Below are 19,146 nucleotides of genomic sequence, written 5' to 3'. Positions count from 1 at the left end.
AGGCCGCGCCGCCGTTTGCACCGAGGTAACCCCATGAACGAACACTTCCAGCCCGTGCCCTTGAACAAGGCCTACCGCCTGCTCAACCACGGCCCGACCGTACTGGTGTCGGCCAGCCATGCGGGGGTCGACAACGTGATGGCGGCCGCCTGGGCCTGTGCTCTGGACTTCGACCCGCCCAAGGTCACGGTGGTGCTGGACAAGATCGCCCGCACCCGCCAACTGGTCGAGGGCAGCGGCTGGTTCGTGTTGCAGGTACCCAATGCCGCCCAGGCAAGGCTCACTCACCAGGTGGGCCATCACAGCCTGTTCGACCAGCCCGACAAGTTGGCGCGTATCGGCGTGGAGCTGGCCCGGGTGGAGGGCTTCGAAGCGCCACTGGTCAACGGCTGTTCGGCCTGGCTGATGTGCCGGGTGATCGATGAGCCGCACAACCAGCAAACCTATGACCTGTTCATCGGCGAGGTGGTCGCCGCCTGGGCCGACGACCGCGTATTTTGCGACGGCCACTGGGCCTATGAGCACGCCGGGCCCGACTGGCGCAGCCTGCACTACGTGGCGGGCGGGCACTTCTATGCCATCGGCGAGCCGCTGGTGGTCGACCCGGACGCCTGAGCCGCTTCAGTCGCCGCAGCAGTGCGGTTTGGCGGCCGGCTCATCGTAGCGGTCATGGTGGCGTACCCAGTCCATGGTCCCGCCCTCGTTACGCCCCAGCGGGGCCAGGTCGAGGAAGTTGTAAGTGTTGACCAGAATGTCCAGGCCGCGGGCGTAGGTGGAGTAGGTGTGGTAGAGGGCGCCGTCGCTGTCGCGGTAGAACGCGCTCAGGCCGGGCAGCTCGCTTTCCTCGCCCGCGTAGGGTTCGTAGTTGTATTCGCCGCGACCATCGCTGGCAACGCTCACACCGAAGTCTTCGTTGAAGCGGCTGCCATGGGACGAGTACCAGGGGAAGCGCCAGCCCATGCGTTGGCGAAAGGCCTGGAACTCATCTAAGGGTGCCCGTGATACCGCCACCAGCGATACATCGTGGTGGGCCAGGTGCAGGTTGGCGCCGTCGAAGTGGTCGGCGAGGAACGAGCAGCCCGGGCAGCCCTCCTGCCAGCCGTCGGCGAACATGAAGTGGTAGACCAAGAGCTGGCTACGGCCGGCGAACAGGTCGGCCAGGGTCAATTCGCCGTCAGGGCCATGAAAGCGGTAGTTCTGTTCAACCTTTACCCAGGGCAGGGCGCGGCGGGCAGCGGCGAGTTCGTCGCGCTGGTGGGTGAAGGCTTTTTCGTGCAGCCAGAGCTGGCGGCGGGCGGTCAGCCATTGGTCGCGGGAGGCGACCGGGTGCTTGGGGGTGGTCATGGGGTGGGCTCCGCGGGTGGGGGTTCAGCTAGTGGTCGGGTGGGGGGCGGCGGAATCGACAGGGGGGAGTGGGTGGGCGATGAGTGGTTGGGGGATTGGATGCGGGCAAGAGGTTTGGCTTTAAGTTGCATGAAGGCTGCCGGGTGTTCGCCACAGCCTTTGCAGCGCCTGTGAGATCGAGCGCCGCCCGCGCGGCGCATCGCGACACAAGGCCGCTCCTGCATCTGTTTCGGGCCAGTCATGCCTGTGAAAGTATCGGCGCCTGCCTTGGTGCATGTCATGAGTCATATGGAGCGGCGGCAATGCCCACGCCGATATCGCGTCGAGCCAACAAGGCGGACCAGGTGATGGCACAGAACAGACTGGCCCGAAACAAACTGTAGGAGCGGCCTTGTGTCGCGATGCGCCGCGCGGGCGGCGCTCGATCTGGTAGGCGCTGCAAGGGTTGTGGCGAGCACCTGGCAGCCCATACGAGGACCTTGAACGGGAAAGGCCTTTGGTAACCCCAAAAAAAACCTACTCCTCCATCCCCCCAATCAACGCCCACAACCGCGGATCATCAAAATCCTCAATCACCAGCTGCGCCCCAGCCTCATGCAACCTCTCGGCACTCTGCGTGGTCGCCAGCCCCACGGTATAGATACCAGCGCCACTGGCCGCCTGTACGCCCGGCAAGGAATCTTCGAAAGCCAGCGCCTGGGCGGCGTTGGCCCCCAGCTTCTGCAGCCCGGTGAGGTAGGGTAGCGGGTCGGGCTTGGGCCGTGCCAGCTCGTCGCTGACCAGCACATGGTCGAACCACTCGTTCAGGCCCATGGCCCCCAGCATGTGCTCGGCATTCAGCCGCGGCGCGTTGGTCACCACGCACATGCCAATGGCCTGCAGACGTGCATGGTTGAGCAGGCGCAGCAGGCCGGGCAGGGGCTCGAGGGTGGGGGACAGCTCACGGAACAACGCCTCCTTGCGTTCGGCCAGGGCCTGGCGCTGGGCGGCGCTGGCGGCGGGAAACAGCTCGGCGAACAACAAGCCGTTGGAGCGCCCGCTGATCTGGCTGTTGAACTGCGCCTGGGTCAGCTGGCGGCCGTCATGGTCGTGCAGCAGCTTGCGAAAGGCCTGCAGGTGCAAGGTATCGGTATCGGTGAGGGTTCCGTCGAGGTCGAACAGCAGGGCGGTGAGCATCGGGCATCCTGGCGTTGAAGAATCAATTCAGCAACATCATAGCCAAACCTGTGGATGAAGGGGGCTGTTCAGTGTTTCAGAAAAAGAGTACAAATGTGCTCCATGGACAACCTGACCCCCAAACGCCGCGCCATCCTCGAATTCATTCGCGAGCGCATCACCGAGCAAGGCCAGCCGCCGTCGTTGGCCGATATCGCCGAGCGCTTCGGTTTTGCCTCGCGCAGCGTGGCGCGCAAACACATCACCGCCCTGTGCCAGGCCGGCTACATCGACGTCACCCCCAACCAGGCGCGTGGCATTCGTCTCGCCGAACCGCTGCGCCGCCCTGAAATCCTCGAGCTGCCGGTACTCGGCCAGGTGGCCGCCGGTGCGCCCATCGGCCCCGACCTGGGCATCCACGAACAACTGCTGCTCGACCCCAGCCTGTTCCGCCGCACCCCCGACTACCTGCTCAAGGTGCGCGGCGACTCGATGGTCGACGACGGTATCTTCGACGGCGACCTGGTGGGTATCCGCCAGCAGGGCGATGCCCGTGACGGGCAGATCGTGGTGGCCCGGCTGGACGGCGAGGTGACCATCAAGCGCCTGCAACGCACCCGCGAGGGTTATCGCCTGCTGCCGCGCAACCCCAACTACCAACCCATCGACATTGGTCCGGAACATGAGTTTTTCATCGAGGGCGTGTTCTGCGGCCTGCTGAGGCGTGACTGATGGGCGCGGTGGTCAGCCTCGATCGCCTGCTCGACCAGCGCCAGGTCTGGCGGGGGCGGCAGGCGCAATCTCGCCCGCTCGGCCTGCAGCCCAGCGGCCATGCCACGCTTGATCAACACCTGCCCGATGGCGGTTGGCCGTCCGCGGCGCTCAGTGAGCTGCTGCTGGCCAGCCCAGGCTGTGGCGAGTTGCAACTGCTGTGGCCGACGCTTGCACGTTTGACTGTAGCGGGCGAACGGGTGGTGCTGGTGGCGCCGCCGTTCATTCCCTACGCGCCGGCCTGGCAAGCGGCAGGTGTCGACCTGCGCTGGCTGGTACAGGTGGAAGCCGAGGCGGCTGACGCCTTGTGGGCTGCCGAGCAATGCCTGCGCTCGGGAAGTTGCTCGGCAGTGCTGTGCTGGCCACAGCGGGCCGATGACCGCGCCCTGCGCCGCCTGCAGGTGGCGGCCGAAACCGGCGAGGCACTGGCTTTCGCCTGCCGCCCGCAGCAGGCTGCGCACAACCCGTCGCCAGCGGCCCTGCGTATTGCCATCGACGCGCGCCCGGCGCAGTGGCGCGTGCTCAAATGCCGCGGCGGCCTGCCGCCGGCCGCACCTATTGCCTGCAGAGGCTGATGGCACATGCTCTGGGCCTGCATCCTGTTACCGCAGCTGGCGCTGGACAGCATCCTGCGCGAGCGTGACGACCCCGATACGCCTTTGGTGTTGATTGGCGGCCCGGCGCAGCGTCGTGTGCTGCAGGCGGTCAACCCCGCAGCGGCCAAGCTGGGCCTCAAGGCGGGCCAGGCACTCACCGCCGCCAGGGCGCTGGCTGACGGGTTCACCTGTATCGAACCAGACCCTGCGCGCATCGAGCACCTGCAGCAATTGCTGGCCGCCTGGGCCTACCGTTTCAGTGCCCAGGTCAGTGTGCATTACCCGCGGGCGCTGTTGATCGAGGTGGGCTCGAGCCTGCAACTGTTCGGGCCCTGGCCGTTGTTCCAGGCCCGTCTGCGCGACGAGTTGGCCGGGCTGGGCTTGCGCAACCGCATTGTACTGGCCAGCAACCCGGTGGCGGCGCGAATGCTGGCCAATGCCCACGACGGGTTGGCTGCCAGCACGGTCGATGAAACCCGCGAAGCCTTGCTCAAGCTACCTGTCGAACGTGCAGGGCTGCCACCAGACGCCTGCGAAGCCTTTTTACGCATGGGCCTGCGCAATCTCGGCCAGGTCCAGGCATTGCCGCGCGATGCATTGGCCCGGCGTTTCAACCTGCAGGTGCAGTTGCACCTTGACCAGTTGTTCGGCCTGCGCTCGCTGGGGCTGGATTACTACCAGCCGCCCGACCGTTTCGAGGCGCGGCTGGAGCTTAACTTCGACGTTGAATCGCACCAGGCGCTGTTGTTTCCGCTGCGCCGCTTGCTCAACGACCTGGCGGCCTTTCTCGCCGGGCGCGATTGTGGCGTGCAACGTTTTGCACTGCATCTGGAGCATGCCGAAGGCCCGGACACGGTGCTGCAGGTCGGCTTGCTGGCCGCCGAGCGGGATGCGGCGATGCTGTTCGAACTGGCCCGCGGGCGCCTCGAGCCGCTGCGCATTCCGGCGCCGGTGCGCAACCTGCGGCTGGTCGCCGCCGACCTGCCAGCGTTCGTGCCGCAACACAGGGCGTTGTTCGAGCCGCGTGCACAGCAGGCCCAGCCCTGGGAGCAACTGCGCGAGCGCCTGCGGGCTCGGCTGGGCGACGAGGCGGTCAAGGGCTTGCAGGCCGCAGATGACCATCGCCCGGAATGTGCCTGGCATGGGGCGCCGCAGGGCGGGCCGGCGGCGCTGCTGGTTGCCCCGGGCAGCCGCCCGGGGTGGTTGCTGGCAGAGCCGCTGGCGTTGCCTGAAACCGGCTTGCAGTGGCTCGGCCAGGCTGAGCGTATCGAATCGGGGTGGTGGGACGGCGGCGATGTGCGCCGCGACTACTACCGTATCGAAACCCGCGACGGCCTGCGTGGCTGGGCCTACCGTGACCTGGCCCAGCCCGGGCCGTTGTGGTTGCAAGGCTGGTTCGCATGAGCGCGCCGCATTATGCCGAGCTGCACTGCCTGTCCAGCTTCAGCTTCCAGCGTGGCGCCTCCAGCGCCGATGAGCTGTTTCGCCGGGCCAGCGAGCAGGGCTATCAAGCGTTGGCGATTACCGACGAATGCACCCTTGCGGGTATCGTGCGCGCCTGGCAGGCGGCCAAGACGCACGGGCTGAAGCTGATAGTCGGCAGTGAGGTACGCCTGCAACAAGGGCCGAAACTGGTTTTGCTGGTGGAAAACCTTACCGGCTACCAGAACCTCTGCGCCCTGATCACCAAAGGCCGAAGGCGAGCCGAGAAGGGCAGCTACCAACTGCTGGCGCAGGACCTGGCCGACCACCACGAGGGGCTGTTGGCCTTGTGGGTACCCGAACCTGCCTTTGACCGCGCCACAGGGGAGCGCTTGCTCGAACTGTTAGGCAAGCGCCTTTGGCTTGCCGTGCACCTGCACCGTGGCGCCGATGATGCGGCGCACCTGGCAGGGCTCCAGGCCCTGGGCGAAGCGTTGGGCATACCATTGGTAGCTTGCGGCGATGTGCACATGCATGCCCGCGGGCGCCGGGCCCTGCAGGACTGCATGAGCGCCATCCGTGCCCATTGCAGCGTGGCCGAGGCCGGGCGCTACCTGTTCGCCAATGGCGAGCGCCACCTGCGCACGCGGGAGCAACTGGGCGAGCTGTACCCTGCGTCATTGCTGGCACAAACCCAGGTCATCGCCCAGCGCTGTACGTTCGACCTCGGCGAGCTCAACTACCAGTACCCACGTGAGCTGGTGCCCGAAGGCCATACCCCCGCCAGTTGGCTGCGGCATTTGTGCCAGTGCGGGCTGCCCAAGCGTTGGCCGCAGGGGCCGAGCGAGCAAGTGCACGAGGTGCTGGCCAATGAGCTGGCGCTGATCGAGGAGCTGGGCTACGAGAGCTACTTCCTCACCGTGCACGATATCGTCGCCTTCGCCCGCAGCCAGCACATTCTCTGCCAGGGGCGGGGCTCTGCGGCCAATTCGGTGGTGTGCTTCGTGCTGGGCATCACCGAACTGGACCCCATGCAGCACCGTTTGCTGTTCGAGCGCTTTTTGTCGCGCGAGCGCAACGAGCCGCCGGATATCGACGTGGACTTCGAGCACGAGCGCCGCGAAGAGGTGATCCAGTACGTGTTCCGCCGCTACGGCCGGCACCGCGCTGCGCTTACCGCCGTGGTCAGCAGCTACCACGCTGCCGGTGCGGTGCGCGATGTGGCCCGGGTGCTGGGGCTGCCGGCCGACCAGGTGGATGCCCTGGCCAAGTGCTGCGGGCGCTGGAGCGACCGCATCCCCGACGCCGAGCGCCTGGCCGAGGCCGGTTTCGATGCGCAGAGCCCGTCGCTGCGGCGCATTCTGGTGCTGGCCGGCGAGCTGATCGGCTTCCCTCGGCACTTGTCGCAGCACCCGGGTGGCTTCGTCATCTCGCAGCAGCCGCTGCACGAACTGGTGCCGGTGGAGAATGCGGCCATGGCCGAGCGCACAGTGATCCAGTGGGACAAGGACGACCTGGACATGGTCGGCCTGCTCAAGGTCGATGTGCTGGCCTTGGGCATGCTCAGCGCCCTTAGGCGTTGCTTCGACCTTCTGGCGTTGCACCGCGGCCGCGCCCTGACCCTGGCCAGCATCCCCGCAGAGTGCCCGGCCACCTACGCGATGATCAGCCGCGCCGAAACCATGGGCGTGTTCCAGATCGAGTCGCGGGCGCAGATGGCCATGCTGCCGAGGCTCAAGCCGGCCACGTTCTACGACCTGGTGATCGAGGTGGCGATCGTGCGCCCTGGGCCTATCCAGGGCGATATGGTGCACCCGTACCTGCGCCGGCGAATGGAGCTTGAGCCAGTCACCTACCCGTCGGAAAAGCTCAAGGAGGTGTTCCAACGCACTCTGGGCGTGCCGCTGTTCCAGGAACAGGTGATGGAACTGGCCATGGTGGCCGCCGACTACACCCCGGGCGAGGCCGACCAGCTGCGCCGCAGCATGGCGGCCTGGAAGCGCCACGGCGGCCTGGAGCCGCACCGCGTACGCTTGATCGACGGCATGCTGCGCAATGGCTACGAGCTGGCCTTTGCCGAGCGCATCTTCGAGCAGATCAAGGGCTTTGGCAGCTATGGCTTCCCTGAATCCCATGCCGCCAGCTTCGCCCTGCTGTGTTACGCCAGCAGTTGGCTGAAGTGCCACGAGCCGGCGATCTTCACCTGTGCCCTGGTCAACAGTTGGCCGATGGGCTTCTACAGCCCTGACCAGCTACTGCAGGAGGCCCGTCGGCAGGGCATCGAGGTGCGCCCGGTGGATGTACTGCACAGCCAGTGGGATTGCACCCTGGAGCCGCTTGAAGGCAATCAGTTGGCCATCCGCCTGGGGTTGCGGCAGATCCGCGGCTTCAACGAGGCCGACGCCCTGCGCCTGGAGCAAGCCCGCGCGCAAGGGCCCTGGCAGGATGTCGAAGACCTGTGCCTGCGCGCTGCCCTGGACAGCCGTGCCCGGGCGAAACTGGCCGATGCCGGAGCCCTGCGTGGCTTGGCCCGTGACCGCCACCAGGCGCGCTGGCAAGTGGCTGCGGTGCAGGCGCAATTGCCGTTGTTCGCACAGGTGCAGCCAACAGCCGAGGCGTTTGTCGACCTGCCCGCCCCGACGGTGGGGGAGGACCTGCTGGCCGATTACCAAACCCTGGGCACCACGCTGGGCCCGCACCCGTTGACCTTGCTGCGCTCGCGTTTACGTGCCCTTGGCTGTCGCAGTAGCGCCGAGCTGGCCGGCGTGGGGGATGGCGACAACATCGCGGTGGCCGGCATCGTGGTCGGCCGGCAGCGGCCGCAGACGGCCAGTGGCGTGACCTTTGTGACCCTGGAAGACGAACACGGCCTGGTCAACGTGGTGGTCTGGCGTGACCTGGCCGAACGCCAGCGCAAGGCATTGGTCGGCTCGCAGTTGCTCAAGGTGAGTGGGCGGCTGGAGCACAAGGACGGGGTGCGCCACCTGATTGCGCGGCGCCTGGAGGATGTGAGCGTGTTGTTGCAGGGGCTGGCCGTGCGTAGCCGGGATTTTCATTGAGGCCTGCCCGCTCCCTGGCGCTGATCAACTGCTCGCCCTGGCCCCGCTCAGGAACAACTGCTCCAGCGCCTGGGCCGAGTTGGCGCTGGCGGCGCGGCCACGGCGCTCGGCATCGACCATGCCGTAGATCATGCTCAGGAACATTTCGGTGAATACCGCAGCGCTGATATCGATGCGCAGCACACCCGCCTGCTGGGCGCGCAGGAAGAACGCGTCCATGGCCCGGGTGTAGGCCAGCCAGCGGCGGTCTTCGCTGTCACCCAGCAGGGTGTCGGGGCGGTATTGGAACATCAGGAAAACCAGCATCTCGCGGTGCTTGAGGTGCTCGCCGATCAGGTGGCGAATGGCAGCCTGCGGCTCGGCACTGGCCAGGGCGGCGTTGTCGATGACCTGGTTGAGTACCCGTTCGCCATGCTGCTCGAGCATTGCCACCAGGTTTTCACGGGTGCCGCAGAAGCGGTGCAGGGTGGCCTTGCTGACGCCGGCGGCTTCGGCCAGCTCCTTGAGGGTGGCGCGCGGGTGGACCACGATGGCGTTGGCCAGGGCCTTGATCAGGCGTTCGTCGTGGGGCGTGGGTTGCATTTAGGTGCCTCGCGTGGGTCGCATGCGAGGTATTGTGCAGGAAATGCAATTATGTGTCTCGTTTGAGACTTTTGTGCTTCTGTGCCGGCCTCTTCGCGGGTAAACCCGCTCCCACAGGATTGGCATGGCCTCAAGGCCTGTGCTGTCCCTGTATGAGCCGGCTTGCCGGCGATGAGGCCGGCACAGGCTGTGCGCATCGCCCGCGCCGGCGCACGATCAATGCGGCGCGCGCGGGATGGTCTTGAGCAGGTCTTCGGGGCTGATGTGGCCAACTACCTGGGCCACCGCGCTGCCAGGGGTCGGCAGGTCGATGATATGGCCCTTCATCTTGCCGATCACATGCATCTCGCACGGCTTGCAGTCGAACTTCAGGGTCAGTACTTCATCGCCCTGGATCAGTTGCATCGGCGCCACCTTGGTACGCACGCCGGTCACACCTTTGGCCTGTTTCGGGCACAGGTTGAACGAGAAGCGCAGGCAGTGCTTGGTGATCATCACCGGCACTTCGCCGTGCTCTTCGTGGGCCTCGTAGGCGGCGTCGATCAGTTGCACGCCATGGCGATGGTAGAAGTCGCGGGCCTTCTGGTTGTAAACGTTGGCCAGGAACGACAGGTGTGACTCGGGGTACACCGGCGCTGGTGTGGTTTCGGCCTTGCGGCTGCCGCGCGGGTGGGCGGCGATGCGCGCTGCGGTGAGCGCCTCGATGGCTTCGCGGCGCAGGGCCTTGAGCTGCGAGTTGGGGATGAAATACGCCTGTGGCGCGTCCAGCTCGATGGCGTTGGCGTGGTACATGGTGGTGCCCAGCTGGCCGAGCAGGTCATGCAACTGGTCCAGCGCCTGCTGCGGCTTGTTGGCGGCGCCGAACGGGCCGTCCAGCGCCACTTGCACGCTGATGCCTTCTTCGCTGCTGGCGGTCAGCATCAGGCGCTGCTCGCGCAGCACGGCGTGCCATTCGATGCCCACCCGGCGCTCGGCCGAGGTGCGTTGCAGCGCCTGCTGCCAGTTGTGGTCGAGGTTGCGCGACAGCGGGTGGTTGGGGCGCAGCTTGTGCAGGCCCTCGGGCATCTCGTTGGGTTCGACGCGGTAGCGGTAGCGCTTCTGGCCGTCTTCTTCGGACTCGCTTTTGAGCTCGGCGATGTTGGCCCGGAAGCCTACCACTTCGCGCTTGACCAGCACGTTGAGGCCGTCGCCGTTGCTCAGTGGCACCTCGGTGGCTACCAGCAGGTCACGCTTGCCGACCTTTTCCACCACACCCACGGCAAGGCCGGTGAAGGTCGGCGAGTCGAAGGCGCCAATGTCGATCTTGCGGTCGCTGACGAAGTAGTCGGTGCTGCCGCGGTGGAAGGTCTTGTCCGGGTCGGGCACGAAGAAGTGCTCGGTGCGACCGCTGGAGGCGCGGGCGTATTGCGGGCGGTCTTCCAGAATGGCGTCGAGCTCTTTGCGGTAGTGGGCAGTGATGTTCTTCACATAACCCACATCCTTGTAGCGGCCCTCGATCTTGAACGAGCGCACGCCGGCGTCTACCAGGTCGCGCAGGTTGGCGGTCTGGTTGTTGTCCTTCATCGACAGCAGGTGCTTTTCGAAAGCCACCACGCGGCCCTGGTCATCCTTGAGGGTGTACGGCAGGCGGCAGGCCTGGGAGCAGTCGCCACGGTTGGCGCTGCGCCCGGTCTGGGCGTGGGAGATGTTGCACTGGCCGGAGAACGCCACGCACAGCGCGCCGTGGATGAAGAACTCGATCGCCGCATCGGTCTCGCTGGCGATGGCGCGGATTTCCTGCAGGTTCAGCTCGCGGGCCAGCACCAGCTGGCTGAAGCCGGCCTGGTCGAGGAACTTGGCGCGCTCCAGGGTGCGGATGTCGGTCTGGGTGCTGGCGTGCAGCTCGATTGGCGGGATATCCAGCTCCATCACCCCCAGGTCCTGCACGATCAGCGCGTCGACGCCGGCGTCGTACAGCTGGTGGATCAGCTTGCGCGCCGGCTCCAGTTCGTTGTCGTGAAGGATGGTGTTGATGGTGGTGAATACGCGGGCATGGTAGCGCCGGGCGAACTCGACCAGCTCGGCGATATCGCCCACTTCATTGCAGGCGTTGTGGCGCGCGCCGAAGCTCGGGCCGCCGATATAGATGGCGTCAGCGCCATGCAGGATCGCCTCGCGGGCGATGCTCACGTCACGGGCAGGGCTGAGCAGTTCCAGGTGGTTCTTTGGAAGGGACATGTCGTTATGGTTCGGGCGGTCACGGTAAGGCGGGCATTGTAGCGGTGAAATGGTGGGATGGCACCTTTGCCTGCTCGGAGGTGGCCGGCGTGGGCCGATACCTTCATGCATTACGCCCCAACTTATCGAGCACGCTTGAAATCATGTGGTTACGCCTCATCTTGGATCAACAGGAGGAAGGCTTTGACTATCAAACATCTCAACAGATTACCCCCCCTTTCAGAACCGAATGCGAAACCCGGCCGGCCTGGCGACAATGCCCCTGACATTCAGCGGCGCTATCGATACCAGAGCGCAGTGGGCGCTTTGTTGTTATGCGACGCAGTGCGTACCGACGAATACCGCGAATTCTGGTTCGAGCATAAGGACGATATTCTGGGCGTGCGCAGTGACGGGGGCGTTGACGTATTCCAGGTGAAAACTCGCCTCGCTGCCGTGAAATGGACCGCCCGGGACCCGGAAATGGTCAAGACGCTGGCTCACTTCGGGCAGTTGGAGCAGCGTTGGGGCCAGAGCATTGAACGTTACTTGATCTACAGTAACGTGGCTCCCTACCTCCCCGGCGAATCTGGCACAGATGAAAAACGCAAGAGCAAGAGCCTGCCGCTGCTCAAGCAATGGGTCAACGCGGGTGCTGCCGGTACAGAGGGCTGTCAGGAGGCGTTCGACGCTCTGATTGACAAGACCGGGCTTGATGCCGAGGTGCTTGCAGCGGTACTGGGCAAGTTGCACTTCATGGTGGGGCCGGCGCTTGAGTCGTTGCACGAAACGATTGCAACGGGGCTTGCCGGGGTCCAGGCGTTAGGCGAGTTGTCGGTAGGTGAATTGAACCGGCTTGCCAAAGCACTGTTGCAAAATGTCGAAGATGCGGCCGGCTTCGGCTTGCCGGGAAACGATGTATTTACTTCGGTGATGTCAGAAGACGGCAACGCACAGCGACAGATCGACAACAAACGCATCGAGGTTGTGCTGATACGCATGTTGTTCAGCCGCTTACTGGTACGCAAGCGAAGACGTGCAAGGTTGCACAAGGCAGCCTTCATTGCTGGAGTCTGTGCCTTGGCAGGCACTGTGATCTGGTTGAACCATAGACCGCAGTCACAGAGCTACCTGGAGAAAGCGTTCGACACGATGTTGTCATCACGCAATGGCGCGTTGCCTCCCGAGTTTCCTCAGGCCGTGTCCGCAGTGCGTTCGGCGTCAGTGATTCTCGATGGCTTGAGTCTGGATGGCGCCATGTTGCAGTGCCAGGATTTGTCTCGGTTGCAGATGATCAGGATGAGTGCCCGTGCGTTGCATGGGACCGGTGTCAATTTCAATGGCAGCCTCCTGTCGATGAGTGACCTTTCGGCAGGCGAGTTGAATTCCAGCTCCTTTGCCGGGGCAATTCTCGAAGATGCCCGTTTCGAAAAATCGAACATGCTGTCTGCGAACTTCACAGGCGCTGCCGCTCGGCGAGCGGACTTCTCCGGAGCCTCGCTCACCGCTGCATCGTTTGCCTCGGCAAAACTATCGAGCGCCAACTTTACCGGTGTGGACCTCAGGCTCGCAGAATTTCAGGGTGCTGATCTGACGGGGGCGAACCTGCAAGGTGCCAATCTGGCGCAGGCCGATCTAAGCGATGCCAACCTCAAGGGGGCCAAGGGGCTGGATCAGGCGATGCTCGACCAGAGTTGTGCGGCGGCGGGGCAGTTGCCTCAGCTCGATGCAGGTATGAAGGCCACTATGCCGGCTTGTTTCAATAACGCACAAGAGCGGGAACAGCGTGATGCCATGCGCAAGGTGACCGCTGCCATCGGCCAACTGACCGTGATGGGTGGTTATTGCAAAGACGGCAAGATGATGGTCAGGCCTGCCAACGGGTCGGGCATACCGGAATACGAAGTGCCCTTCTATCTGGAGCTGCGCCCCAGACAATAGGAATGGCGGCTGATCGTCGACCGCCGCCCTGGCGTTCAGCGCTTGGCCGCCATTGCTGTCACTTCCACACGCATGCCATCAAACGCCAGCGACGCCACGCCCACCGCAGCACGCACCGGCCACGGCTTGCTGAAGAAGCGCTGGTACACCTCGTTGAACACCGCGCGGTCAGCCATGTCGGTGAGGTAGATGGTCAGGTGCAGCACGCGGTCCATACCGCTGCCGGCTTTTTCCAGAGCCACTTTCAGCGCTTGCAGGGTGGCTTCGCACTGGGTCTGGATATCGCCCAGCTCCAGGCTGCCGTCGGCACGCACCGGGATCTGGGTGCTGACCAGAATGCCGTTGTACTCGGCCACGTCCGAGGAAATGGAGTCGGCGTCCGGGTCGGGGGTGTAGATGATGTCTGCGTTTGCCATGGGTAGTTTGCCTTGCTACGGAAGGAAAGCGCCAAGCCTACGCGAGCCGGCAAGGTGGGTCGAGCCGGGTGCCGGTCGTGCGGATTTGTAATACCCGCCCGCGCCGGGCAGAATCGCGCCCCCAATCCGGCCGTAGCCGCCGGGCATGCAGCAGAACGAGGCAACCGTTGAACCAGAACACTTTGTCCATGCGCCTGGAGCGGGTGGCGGCGTACATCCCGGCCGGCGCGCGGCTGGCCGATATCGGCTCGGACCATGGCTACCTGCCAGTGGCGTTGCTGCGGCGCGGGGCGATCAGCGCTGCGGTTGCGGGCGAAGTTGCGCTTACGCCGTTCCATGCCGCCCAGCGCAGCGTGCGCGACAACGGCTTGGAGTTGCAGGCTACCGTGCGCCTGGCCAGTGGCCTGGCGGCCATCGAGCCGGGCGACGGCATTACGGCAGTGAGCATCTGCGGCATGGGCGGCGAGACCATCCGCGACATCCTGGAAAGCGGCAAGGCGTACCTGGCCGGCCACGAGCGGCTGGTGTTGCAGCCCAACGGTGGCGAGCACCCGCTGCGCCAGTGGCTGGCCGACAACGGCTACCGGATCGTGGCCGAAGAGGTGCTGCGGGAGAACCGTTTCGACTACGAAGTCATCGTCGCCGAGCGGGGCGAAGGGCAGGGCTACAGCCCCGAGCAACTGTACTTCGGGCCATTGCTGATGGCCGAGCGCAGCCCGGCGTTCGTGGTCAAGTGGCAGCGCATGCTGCGCCAGAAGCAGCAGGCGCTGGCCAACTTTGCGCGGGCCAAGGCAGCGGTACCGGTGGAGAAGGTCGAGGCATTCGAGCGCGAGCTGGGCTGGATTAACGCCGTTCTCGGTTAACGGCGCCTACAGGGGCATTTTATTGCTGCGAACAGGTGCCCATTTCGCGGTAATCCACCGCGTGGGTCTGGCCCTGGTGGTCGATATAGACCATGTGCGCCGTGCCCACCTGGCAGTCACGGCCGGGGCTGGCCGGGGTCAGCGAGATCACCTTGGCCACGTCCAGCGGCATGCCGTACTGGTAGTCGACTTCAGCAGGTGCTGCGCCGCTGTCGGCAAAGGCACCGAAGGAGGCGAGGGTGGCGACGAGGGTGACGAAAGCAATCGAACGTTTCATGGCAGGCTCCGGGTGTTTCGGGAATGCCTAATGATCCATTCATTTGTGTTTCACAATAAATGGGCTGCTCCGTGATAGATTCTTGCCTTTAATGTAGGAATGAGAGCGCCAGCCCATGGACATGCTGCATGCGATGCGCACCTTCGCCCGAGTCGTCGAATGCGGCAGCTTTGCCGCCGCTGCCAACGCCCTGGATATCTCGGCAGCGCAGGTGTCGCGGATTGTCGCCGAGCTTGAAAACCAGCTGCAGACCCGCCTGTTGCACCGCACCACCCGCCGTCTGCGCATGAGCGAGGCGGGCGAGCGCTTTCTGGAGCGTTCGCGGCAGATCATGCTGCTGACCACCGAGGCCATGGACGAGGCCCGCGGTGCGCACTTGACCCCGCGCGGCCGCCTGCGGCTGCACTGCACCCACGGCCTGGGCCTGCTGATGATGCCGCTGGTGGCGCGCTACAACGCCGCCTGCCCCGAGGTGGTAATGGAGTTGACGCTGTCGCAGCGCAACCCCGACCCGCTGGCCGAAGGGCATGACGTGGTGATCACCATCGGCCAGGGGCTGCCGGACTCGCAGCTGATCGCCATCCCCCTTGGCAGCATCCACAGCATTCTCTGCGCGTCGCCCGAGTACCTGGAGCGCCATGGCGTGCCCAAGCGCCCGCAAGAGCTGCACCAGCATGTGTGCCTGCGCACCGTCGACCCGCTGTTCGAGGAGGACTGGTCGTTCGGCGAGGCGCCGGACACCTGCGTGATCGTGCCCCAGGACACCTTCCTCACCAACGTCGCCGACGCCATGCTGCGGGCCACCGAGCTGGGCATGGGCGTGGGCTTGCTGCCGTACTACTCGGCCAGCCAGGCGATCCAGGAAGGGCGCCTGTGCCGCCTGCTGGCGCCGCACCGCCTGCGCCAGCGGGAGATCTACGCCATCTACCCGTCGCGGCATTACCTGGATGCCAAGGTGCGCACCTGGATCGACTACCTGAAAGAGCAACTGCCGCCGCTGTTTGCCGAGCACATGCAGGTGGTGGAGCAGCCGGAGTACTGGCGTTAGTTGGGGGCTGCTCGGTTTCTGGAAGCTGGCGCGGTCTCTGTAGGAGCGGCCTTGTGTCGCGATTGGGCTGCATAGCAGCCCCAGGGTCTCGACCTCATGCAAGATCGCCGGGGCTGCTGCGCAGCCCAATCGCGACACAAGGCCGCTCCTACAAAGACCGCGCCGTTTTCTGATTAATTACGCGACATGCTTTGCCCCTTGTGCCTGGCTGGCCAGCCTTGCACAATTACCGCCATTTTTCGTGGTACATACCACGTGTCAACAGCGGAGCGCAGCATGTCCCGGGCAGGTATCAGCAAAGAAGCAGTGCAGCAGGCAAGGGATGCGCTGGTGGCCCGTGGTGAGAACCCGAGCATCGACGCAGTACGTATCGAGCTGGGTAACACCGGCTCGAAATCGACCATTCACCGCCTGCTCAAGGAACTGGACCAGCCTGCGCCGAGCCTGAACGACAAGGCCTGCCTGAGCGTCCCGTTGACGCGCCTGGTCGAGCAATTGGCAACGCAACTGCAGGCAGAGGCCCAGGCGCGTGTCGATGCCGCCCAAGCGCAGTTGGATGAGCAGCACGAGCAGTTGCAGGCCCAGCTGGAGCTGGCCCAGCGCGCTCTGGCCGCAGCACACCAGCAATACGAAGTGCAGATGGCCGCCTTGCAAAGCCGCCTGGATGACAAGGCCGCGCAGATCCTTTCCATCGAGGCCCGCCACGAGCAGGAGCAACAGCGTCAGCAAACCCAGGTGCGCCAGCTGCAGGGCCAGTTGCACACGCTGCAACAGGGCGCTATCGCCCGTCAGGAAGAATCGACCCGGCTGAACCGCGAAAATGGCAGCTTGCTGGCCGAGCATCGCCAGGCGGTGGATGCACGCAAGTTGTTGGAAACCCAGCTCGAGCAGCGCGATGCTCAGGTGCAGGGGCTGCGGGCCATGCTGGCCCAGGCTCAGGGCGCTGGGGATGAACTGCGTAGGCAGTTGGCCGGTATCAGGCCGGGGGCATGACGCTTACCTGCAGGGGGCGATGTTTTTGTTGTGGCGGATGGCCTCATCGCCGGCAAGCCGGCTCCTACAGTGATCGCATGCCCCTCAGGCTGGTACAGCCTTACAAAACCGGCGCCTCAATGCCCATACCGCCCCACCAGGCTCTGCGCACCCAGCGCATGCCCTTGCAAGGCGTCCATCAGTTGCTGGCGGTCCAGGCCTTCGGCCAGGTTGCCCGGCGCCAGGTCGGTGGCGATCAGGGTCAGCGCGTAATGGTGCGGGTTGTCGCCAGCCGGCGGGCAGGGGCCACGGTATTGCAGCGTACCGCGGGAATTACGCCCTACCTTGAGTAGCTGGCTGCTTTGCCCGGCAGTGCCTTCATCCAGCCCGCCGCTGGCCGGATCGATGTCGTAGGCCAGCCAGTGCACCACGCCCAGCCCCTTGCCGCCGTCGGGGTCGAACATCACCAGCACCAGCGAGCGGGTGCCTTGGGGCAGGTTTTTCCAGCTCACCTGCGGGGTCTTTTCTTCACCACTGCCGCAGGCCGGGTCGGGCCCGACCTGTTGCAGGGCAATCACACCGCCGTCGGTGAACGACGACGAACTGATGGCCAGCGCCGGGCTGTGGTTGACCTGCGCGGCGTGGGCGGTGAAGGGTAGAAGAGCCAGCAGCGGCCAGTACTTGAGCTTCATGGCAATCGATCCTTAGCCGTCTTTAACAGAAGCACTGGAGTCTAGTTCAACGGCTGTCCTGGTCCTCGGCGGTGCCGCCCGAAGCGCCGGCGCCGGTGCCGGTGGCTTCGCCGGTGCTGCCTGAACCGCCTGCAGGGCCGTCGGCGGCATCGGAGTTGGTGCCGGTATCGCTGCTGTCGTTATCCTTGGTGCCACCCTGGCTGTTGACGCTGCTACCTTCACCGGCAGTCTCGCCTTTGGGGTGGTCGCCCTTGGAGTGTTCGGCCTGGGGCTGGCTGCCGGTGTTGTTCATGTCGGTGGCGGCATAGGTGCCGGCCGAGGCGAGGCCCAGTGCGAGGGCGAACAGCAAGGCAAGGGGGCGGGTGCTGACCATGGTCATTCTCCTGTGGGATGAACTGTCATGGTTTGGGCTGTGAAGGGGTGGCCGAGGTGCCCGTCGAGCGACGGGCGGTCGGCAGCGGGGCCGCGTGGCGGCCCCGAGCGATCAGTCGAGCGGCGCCTGGCGTGGGCCTGAGTGGGCGCTGGTGGAAGGCTCCATCGCTTCCAGGGTCGGGTGTTCCTGGGCTGCGTGCATCAGGTCCTCGGTCACCCGCAGCTCCGCGCCGCTTGGCGAGAAGGTCGCAGTCGGGGCGAAGGGGGCCGGGTGCTCCGGCGCAGGGCGCTTGCCGCGGCGCCACATGAAGAAGCCGACCATGGCCAGGTTGATCGCCGCGAAGGCCCAGAACAGGCCGACTTCACCATAAGAAGTCATCATCGGCGAGATGGCCAGCGGCGCCAGGGCCGAACCCAGCGAGTTGATCAGCAGCAGGCCCTGGATCATCGGCACCAGTGCATCGGCCGGCGCGCGGTCGGCGGCGCTGCTGACCGCTACCGGGTACAGTGCGAACACACCGCCGCCCAGCAGGAACAACAGCGCCGGCAGCACGATGGTATCCACCGGCAGCACCACGATCACCAGCGACAGCACGGTGCACATGGCGGCCAGGGCAATCAGCACGTCCTGGCGGTCCTTGCGGTCGGACCAACGGCCCACCGGGTATTGCAGCAACATGGCGCCGAGGATCACCCAGGCCATCATGGTGCCGACTTCGCCTACATCCAGGCCCACACGCTGCAGGTACAGCGGCAGTAGCGCATAAATGCCGGCAATGATGATCCCCGAGCCGAAGCAACCCACCAACCCGGTAGGGGCCACGCCCAGCAACTGGCGCGGCTTGAGCGGCTCGACCTGCTCCAGCAGGGGGGACACCCGCGGCAGGATCACGATCGGCAGTACCGACAGGGTGGCGAGCATGCCCGCCAGCATGAACGGTGCGCTGTCGCCCAGGGCGGTGATTTCGCCCAGCGCGGCCTGGGCAATCACCCCGGCGCCGTAGAAGGCAATCATGTACAGCGCCAGCAGGCGGCCGCGGATCTTCGCGTCGCCGGCCAGCAGCAGCCAGCTTTCGATCACCAGGAACACACCCACCGCGGCCCAGCCGTTGATCAGGCGCAGCACCGACCACCAGGTGGTGTCGTAGAACAGCCCCTGCAGCAGGATGGTGGCGCCGATCAGTGCGGCGAAGCTGCTGTAGGCGCGAATATGGCCGATGCGCAGGATCAGCCGGTCGTTGAACACCGCACCCAGGGTCAGGCCGATGAAGTAGGCCGAGGAGACGATACCGATGGTGGTGGCTGATTCACCAGCCGCGCCCAGGCGCAGGGTGGTCAGCGACGACAAAAAGCCATTGCCCAGGGCAATGATGAACAGGCCGAGCAGGGGTGCCAGCGCCATCGCCAGCAAACGCGGAGACATACGTACCTCAAGGTTGG

18 protein-coding genes are annotated in these 19,146 nt (G+C 65.2%); 9 read left to right on the top strand and 9 right to left on the bottom strand.

The window, feature by feature from the left end; translation table 11 throughout:
• The first annotated feature begins 33 nt into the window (after positions 1 to 33).
• A complete protein-coding gene (locus tag ACI2KK_RS21070) occupies positions 34 to 615 on the top strand; it encodes a flavin reductase family protein (protein WP_369991735.1) in 582 nt (193 codons plus the stop codon).
• 6 nt (positions 616 to 621) lie between these two features.
• Here the strand turns inward: ACI2KK_RS21070 and ACI2KK_RS21065 are convergent, their stop codons facing one another.
• Positions 622 to 1,344, bottom strand: a complete 723-nt coding sequence (locus tag ACI2KK_RS21065; protein ID WP_404670431.1) for a DUF899 domain-containing protein — start codon at positions 1,342 to 1,344, stop codon at positions 622 to 624.
• Positions 1,345 to 1,860: 516 nt separating this feature from the next.
• Positions 1,861 to 2,520 carry an HAD family hydrolase gene (locus tag ACI2KK_RS21060; RefSeq protein ID WP_404670430.1) on the bottom strand — a complete coding sequence of 220 codons (660 nt, stop codon included), beginning with the start codon at positions 2,518 to 2,520 and terminating at the stop codon, positions 1,861 to 1,863.
• 93 nt (positions 2,521 to 2,613) lie between these two features.
• On the opposite strand from ACI2KK_RS21060, the gene lexA reads away from it, so the two are divergent.
• From lexA to ACI2KK_RS21040, 4 genes are read left to right on the top strand one after another with little or no spacing between them, the layout of a single operon-like run.
• Positions 2,614 to 3,231, top strand: a complete 618-nt coding sequence (lexA, locus tag ACI2KK_RS21055) for a transcriptional repressor LexA (protein ID WP_404670429.1) — start codon at positions 2,614 to 2,616, stop codon at positions 3,229 to 3,231.
• Positions 3,231 to 3,845 carry a translesion DNA synthesis-associated protein ImuA gene (gene imuA / locus ACI2KK_RS21050; protein WP_404670428.1) on the top strand — a complete coding sequence of 205 codons (615 nt, stop codon included), beginning with the start codon at positions 3,231 to 3,233 and terminating at the stop codon, positions 3,843 to 3,845. Before lexA ends, imuA begins: the two co-directional genes overlap by 1 nt.
• A 6-nt stretch (positions 3,846 to 3,851) precedes the next feature.
• A complete protein-coding gene (locus tag ACI2KK_RS21045) occupies positions 3,852 to 5,270 on the top strand; it encodes a Y-family DNA polymerase (protein WP_404670427.1) in 1,419 nt (472 codons plus the stop codon).
• Entirely contained in the window at positions 5,267 to 8,347 is a 3,081-nt protein-coding gene (locus tag ACI2KK_RS21040; RefSeq protein ID WP_404670426.1) for an error-prone DNA polymerase, read from the top strand. The genes ACI2KK_RS21045 and ACI2KK_RS21040 overlap by 4 nt, the downstream gene beginning before the upstream one ends.
• Before the next feature lie 24 nt (positions 8,348 to 8,371).
• Here the strand turns inward: ACI2KK_RS21040 and ACI2KK_RS21035 are convergent, their stop codons facing one another.
• Together ACI2KK_RS21035 and ACI2KK_RS21030 are read right to left on the bottom strand one after the other, a co-directional pair.
• Complete coding sequence (locus ACI2KK_RS21035; RefSeq protein WP_404670425.1) at positions 8,372 to 8,929, bottom strand: TetR/AcrR family transcriptional regulator; 558 nt, start codon at positions 8,927 to 8,929, stop codon at positions 8,372 to 8,374.
• 216 nt (positions 8,930 to 9,145) lie between these two features.
• Positions 9,146 to 11,146 carry a U32 family peptidase gene (locus ACI2KK_RS21030; protein WP_404670424.1) on the bottom strand — a complete coding sequence of 667 codons (2,001 nt, stop codon included), beginning with the start codon at positions 11,144 to 11,146 and terminating at the stop codon, positions 9,146 to 9,148.
• A 183-nt stretch (positions 11,147 to 11,329) separates the two neighbouring features.
• Between ACI2KK_RS21030 and ACI2KK_RS21025 the strand changes: the two genes are divergently transcribed.
• Positions 11,330 to 13,066 carry a dsDNA nuclease domain-containing protein gene (locus ACI2KK_RS21025; RefSeq protein ID WP_404670423.1) on the top strand — a complete coding sequence of 579 codons (1,737 nt, stop codon included), beginning with the start codon at positions 11,330 to 11,332 and terminating at the stop codon, positions 13,064 to 13,066.
• A 35-nt stretch (positions 13,067 to 13,101) separates the two neighbouring features.
• On the opposite strand, the gene ACI2KK_RS21020 is transcribed toward ACI2KK_RS21025, so the two are convergent.
• Positions 13,102 to 13,482, bottom strand: coding sequence for a RidA family protein (locus ACI2KK_RS21020; RefSeq protein ID WP_404670422.1), 381 nt, complete (start codon positions 13,480 to 13,482; stop codon positions 13,102 to 13,104).
• Positions 13,483 to 13,649: 167 nt separating this feature from the next.
• On the opposite strand from ACI2KK_RS21020, the gene ACI2KK_RS21015 reads away from it, so the two are divergent.
• Entirely contained in the window at positions 13,650 to 14,345 is a 696-nt protein-coding gene (locus ACI2KK_RS21015; RefSeq protein ID WP_404670421.1) for a tRNA (adenine(22)-N(1))-methyltransferase, read from the top strand.
• A 19-nt stretch (positions 14,346 to 14,364) separates the two neighbouring features.
• Here ACI2KK_RS21015 and ACI2KK_RS21010 read toward each other — a convergent pair whose 3' ends face one another.
• Positions 14,365 to 14,622, bottom strand: a complete 258-nt coding sequence (locus ACI2KK_RS21010) for a DUF2790 domain-containing protein (protein WP_404670420.1) — start codon at positions 14,620 to 14,622, stop codon at positions 14,365 to 14,367.
• A gap of 115 nt (positions 14,623 to 14,737) precedes the next feature.
• Here ACI2KK_RS21010 and ACI2KK_RS21005 point away from each other — a divergent pair, with 115 nt between their 5' ends.
• Together ACI2KK_RS21005 and ACI2KK_RS21000 are read left to right on the top strand one after the other, a co-directional pair.
• Positions 14,738 to 15,670, top strand: coding sequence for a LysR family transcriptional regulator (locus ACI2KK_RS21005; RefSeq protein WP_404670419.1), 933 nt, complete (start codon positions 14,738 to 14,740; stop codon positions 15,668 to 15,670).
• Between the two features lie 276 nt (positions 15,671 to 15,946).
• Positions 15,947 to 16,663 (top strand): DNA-binding protein, encoded by a 717-nt coding sequence (locus ACI2KK_RS21000; RefSeq protein ID WP_404670418.1) that lies wholly within the window; start codon positions 15,947 to 15,949, stop codon positions 16,661 to 16,663.
• A 116-nt stretch (positions 16,664 to 16,779) separates the two neighbouring features.
• On the opposite strand, the gene ACI2KK_RS20995 is transcribed toward ACI2KK_RS21000, so the two are convergent.
• The 3 genes from ACI2KK_RS20995 to ACI2KK_RS20985 form a co-directional block, all read right to left on the bottom strand.
• The gene (locus ACI2KK_RS20995; RefSeq protein ID WP_404670417.1) at positions 16,780 to 17,334 is read right to left on the bottom strand and encodes a YbhB/YbcL family Raf kinase inhibitor-like protein; all 555 of its coding nucleotides are present in this window, start codon (positions 17,332 to 17,334) and stop codon (positions 16,780 to 16,782) included.
• 46 nt (positions 17,335 to 17,380) lie between these two features.
• Entirely contained in the window at positions 17,381 to 17,707 is a 327-nt protein-coding gene (locus ACI2KK_RS20990) for a hypothetical protein (protein WP_404670416.1), read from the bottom strand.
• A 111-nt stretch (positions 17,708 to 17,818) separates the two neighbouring features.
• Entirely contained in the window at positions 17,819 to 19,129 is a 1,311-nt protein-coding gene (locus tag ACI2KK_RS20985; RefSeq protein ID WP_217885002.1) for an MFS transporter, read from the bottom strand.
• Positions 19,130 to 19,146: the final 17 nt, after the last annotated feature.

The sequence above is a fragment of the Pseudomonas sp. NPDC089406 genome (assembly GCF_044900265.1).
GTDB lineage: Bacteria > Pseudomonadota > Gammaproteobacteria > Pseudomonadales > Pseudomonadaceae > Aquipseudomonas > Aquipseudomonas fakonensis.
Note: the sequence above shows the minus strand (reverse complement) of the source record. Positions and strands in the feature narration are given on the sequence as shown.

What these genes read in the sequence shown, in the direction of transcription:
- ACI2KK_RS21070 (WP_369991735.1), top strand. Translation starts at nt 34, where the DNA reads ATGAACGAACACTTCCAGCCCGTGCCCTTGAACAAGGCCTACCGCCTG.
- ACI2KK_RS21065 (WP_404670431.1), bottom strand. Translation starts at nt 1,344, where the DNA reads ATGACCACCCCCAAGCACCCGGTCGCCTCCCGCGACCAATGGCTGACC.
- ACI2KK_RS21060 (WP_404670430.1), bottom strand. Translation starts at nt 2,520, where the DNA reads ATGCTCACCGCCCTGCTGTTCGACCTCGACGGAACCCTCACCGATACC.
- lexA (WP_404670429.1), top strand. Translation starts at nt 2,614, where the DNA reads ATGTGCTCCATGGACAACCTGACCCCCAAACGCCGCGCCATCCTCGAA.
- imuA (WP_404670428.1), top strand. Translation starts at nt 3,231, where the DNA reads ATGGGCGCGGTGGTCAGCCTCGATCGCCTGCTCGACCAGCGCCAGGTC.
- ACI2KK_RS21045 (WP_404670427.1), top strand. Translation starts at nt 3,852, where the DNA reads ATGCTCTGGGCCTGCATCCTGTTACCGCAGCTGGCGCTGGACAGCATC.
- ACI2KK_RS21040 (WP_404670426.1), top strand. Translation starts at nt 5,267, where the DNA reads ATGAGCGCGCCGCATTATGCCGAGCTGCACTGCCTGTCCAGCTTCAGC.
- ACI2KK_RS21035 (WP_404670425.1), bottom strand. Translation starts at nt 8,929, where the DNA reads ATGCAACCCACGCCCCACGACGAACGCCTGATCAAGGCCCTGGCCAAC.
- ACI2KK_RS21030 (WP_404670424.1), bottom strand. Translation starts at nt 11,146, where the DNA reads ATGTCCCTTCCAAAGAACCACCTGGAACTGCTCAGCCCTGCCCGTGAC.
- ACI2KK_RS21020 (WP_404670422.1), bottom strand. Translation starts at nt 13,482, where the DNA reads ATGGCAAACGCAGACATCATCTACACCCCCGACCCGGACGCCGACTCC.
- ACI2KK_RS21010 (WP_404670420.1), bottom strand. Translation starts at nt 14,622, where the DNA reads ATGAAACGTTCGATTGCTTTCGTCACCCTCGTCGCCACCCTCGCCTCC.
- ACI2KK_RS21005 (WP_404670419.1), top strand. Translation starts at nt 14,738, where the DNA reads ATGGACATGCTGCATGCGATGCGCACCTTCGCCCGAGTCGTCGAATGC.
- ACI2KK_RS21000 (WP_404670418.1), top strand. Translation starts at nt 15,947, where the DNA reads ATGTCCCGGGCAGGTATCAGCAAAGAAGCAGTGCAGCAGGCAAGGGAT.
- ACI2KK_RS20995 (WP_404670417.1), bottom strand. Translation starts at nt 17,334, where the DNA reads ATGAAGCTCAAGTACTGGCCGCTGCTGGCTCTTCTACCCTTCACCGCC.
- ACI2KK_RS20990 (WP_404670416.1), bottom strand. Translation starts at nt 17,707, where the DNA reads ATGGTCAGCACCCGCCCCCTTGCCTTGCTGTTCGCCCTCGCACTGGGC.
- ACI2KK_RS20985 (WP_217885002.1), bottom strand. Translation starts at nt 19,129, where the DNA reads ATGTCTCCGCGTTTGCTGGCGATGGCGCTGGCACCCCTGCTCGGCCTG.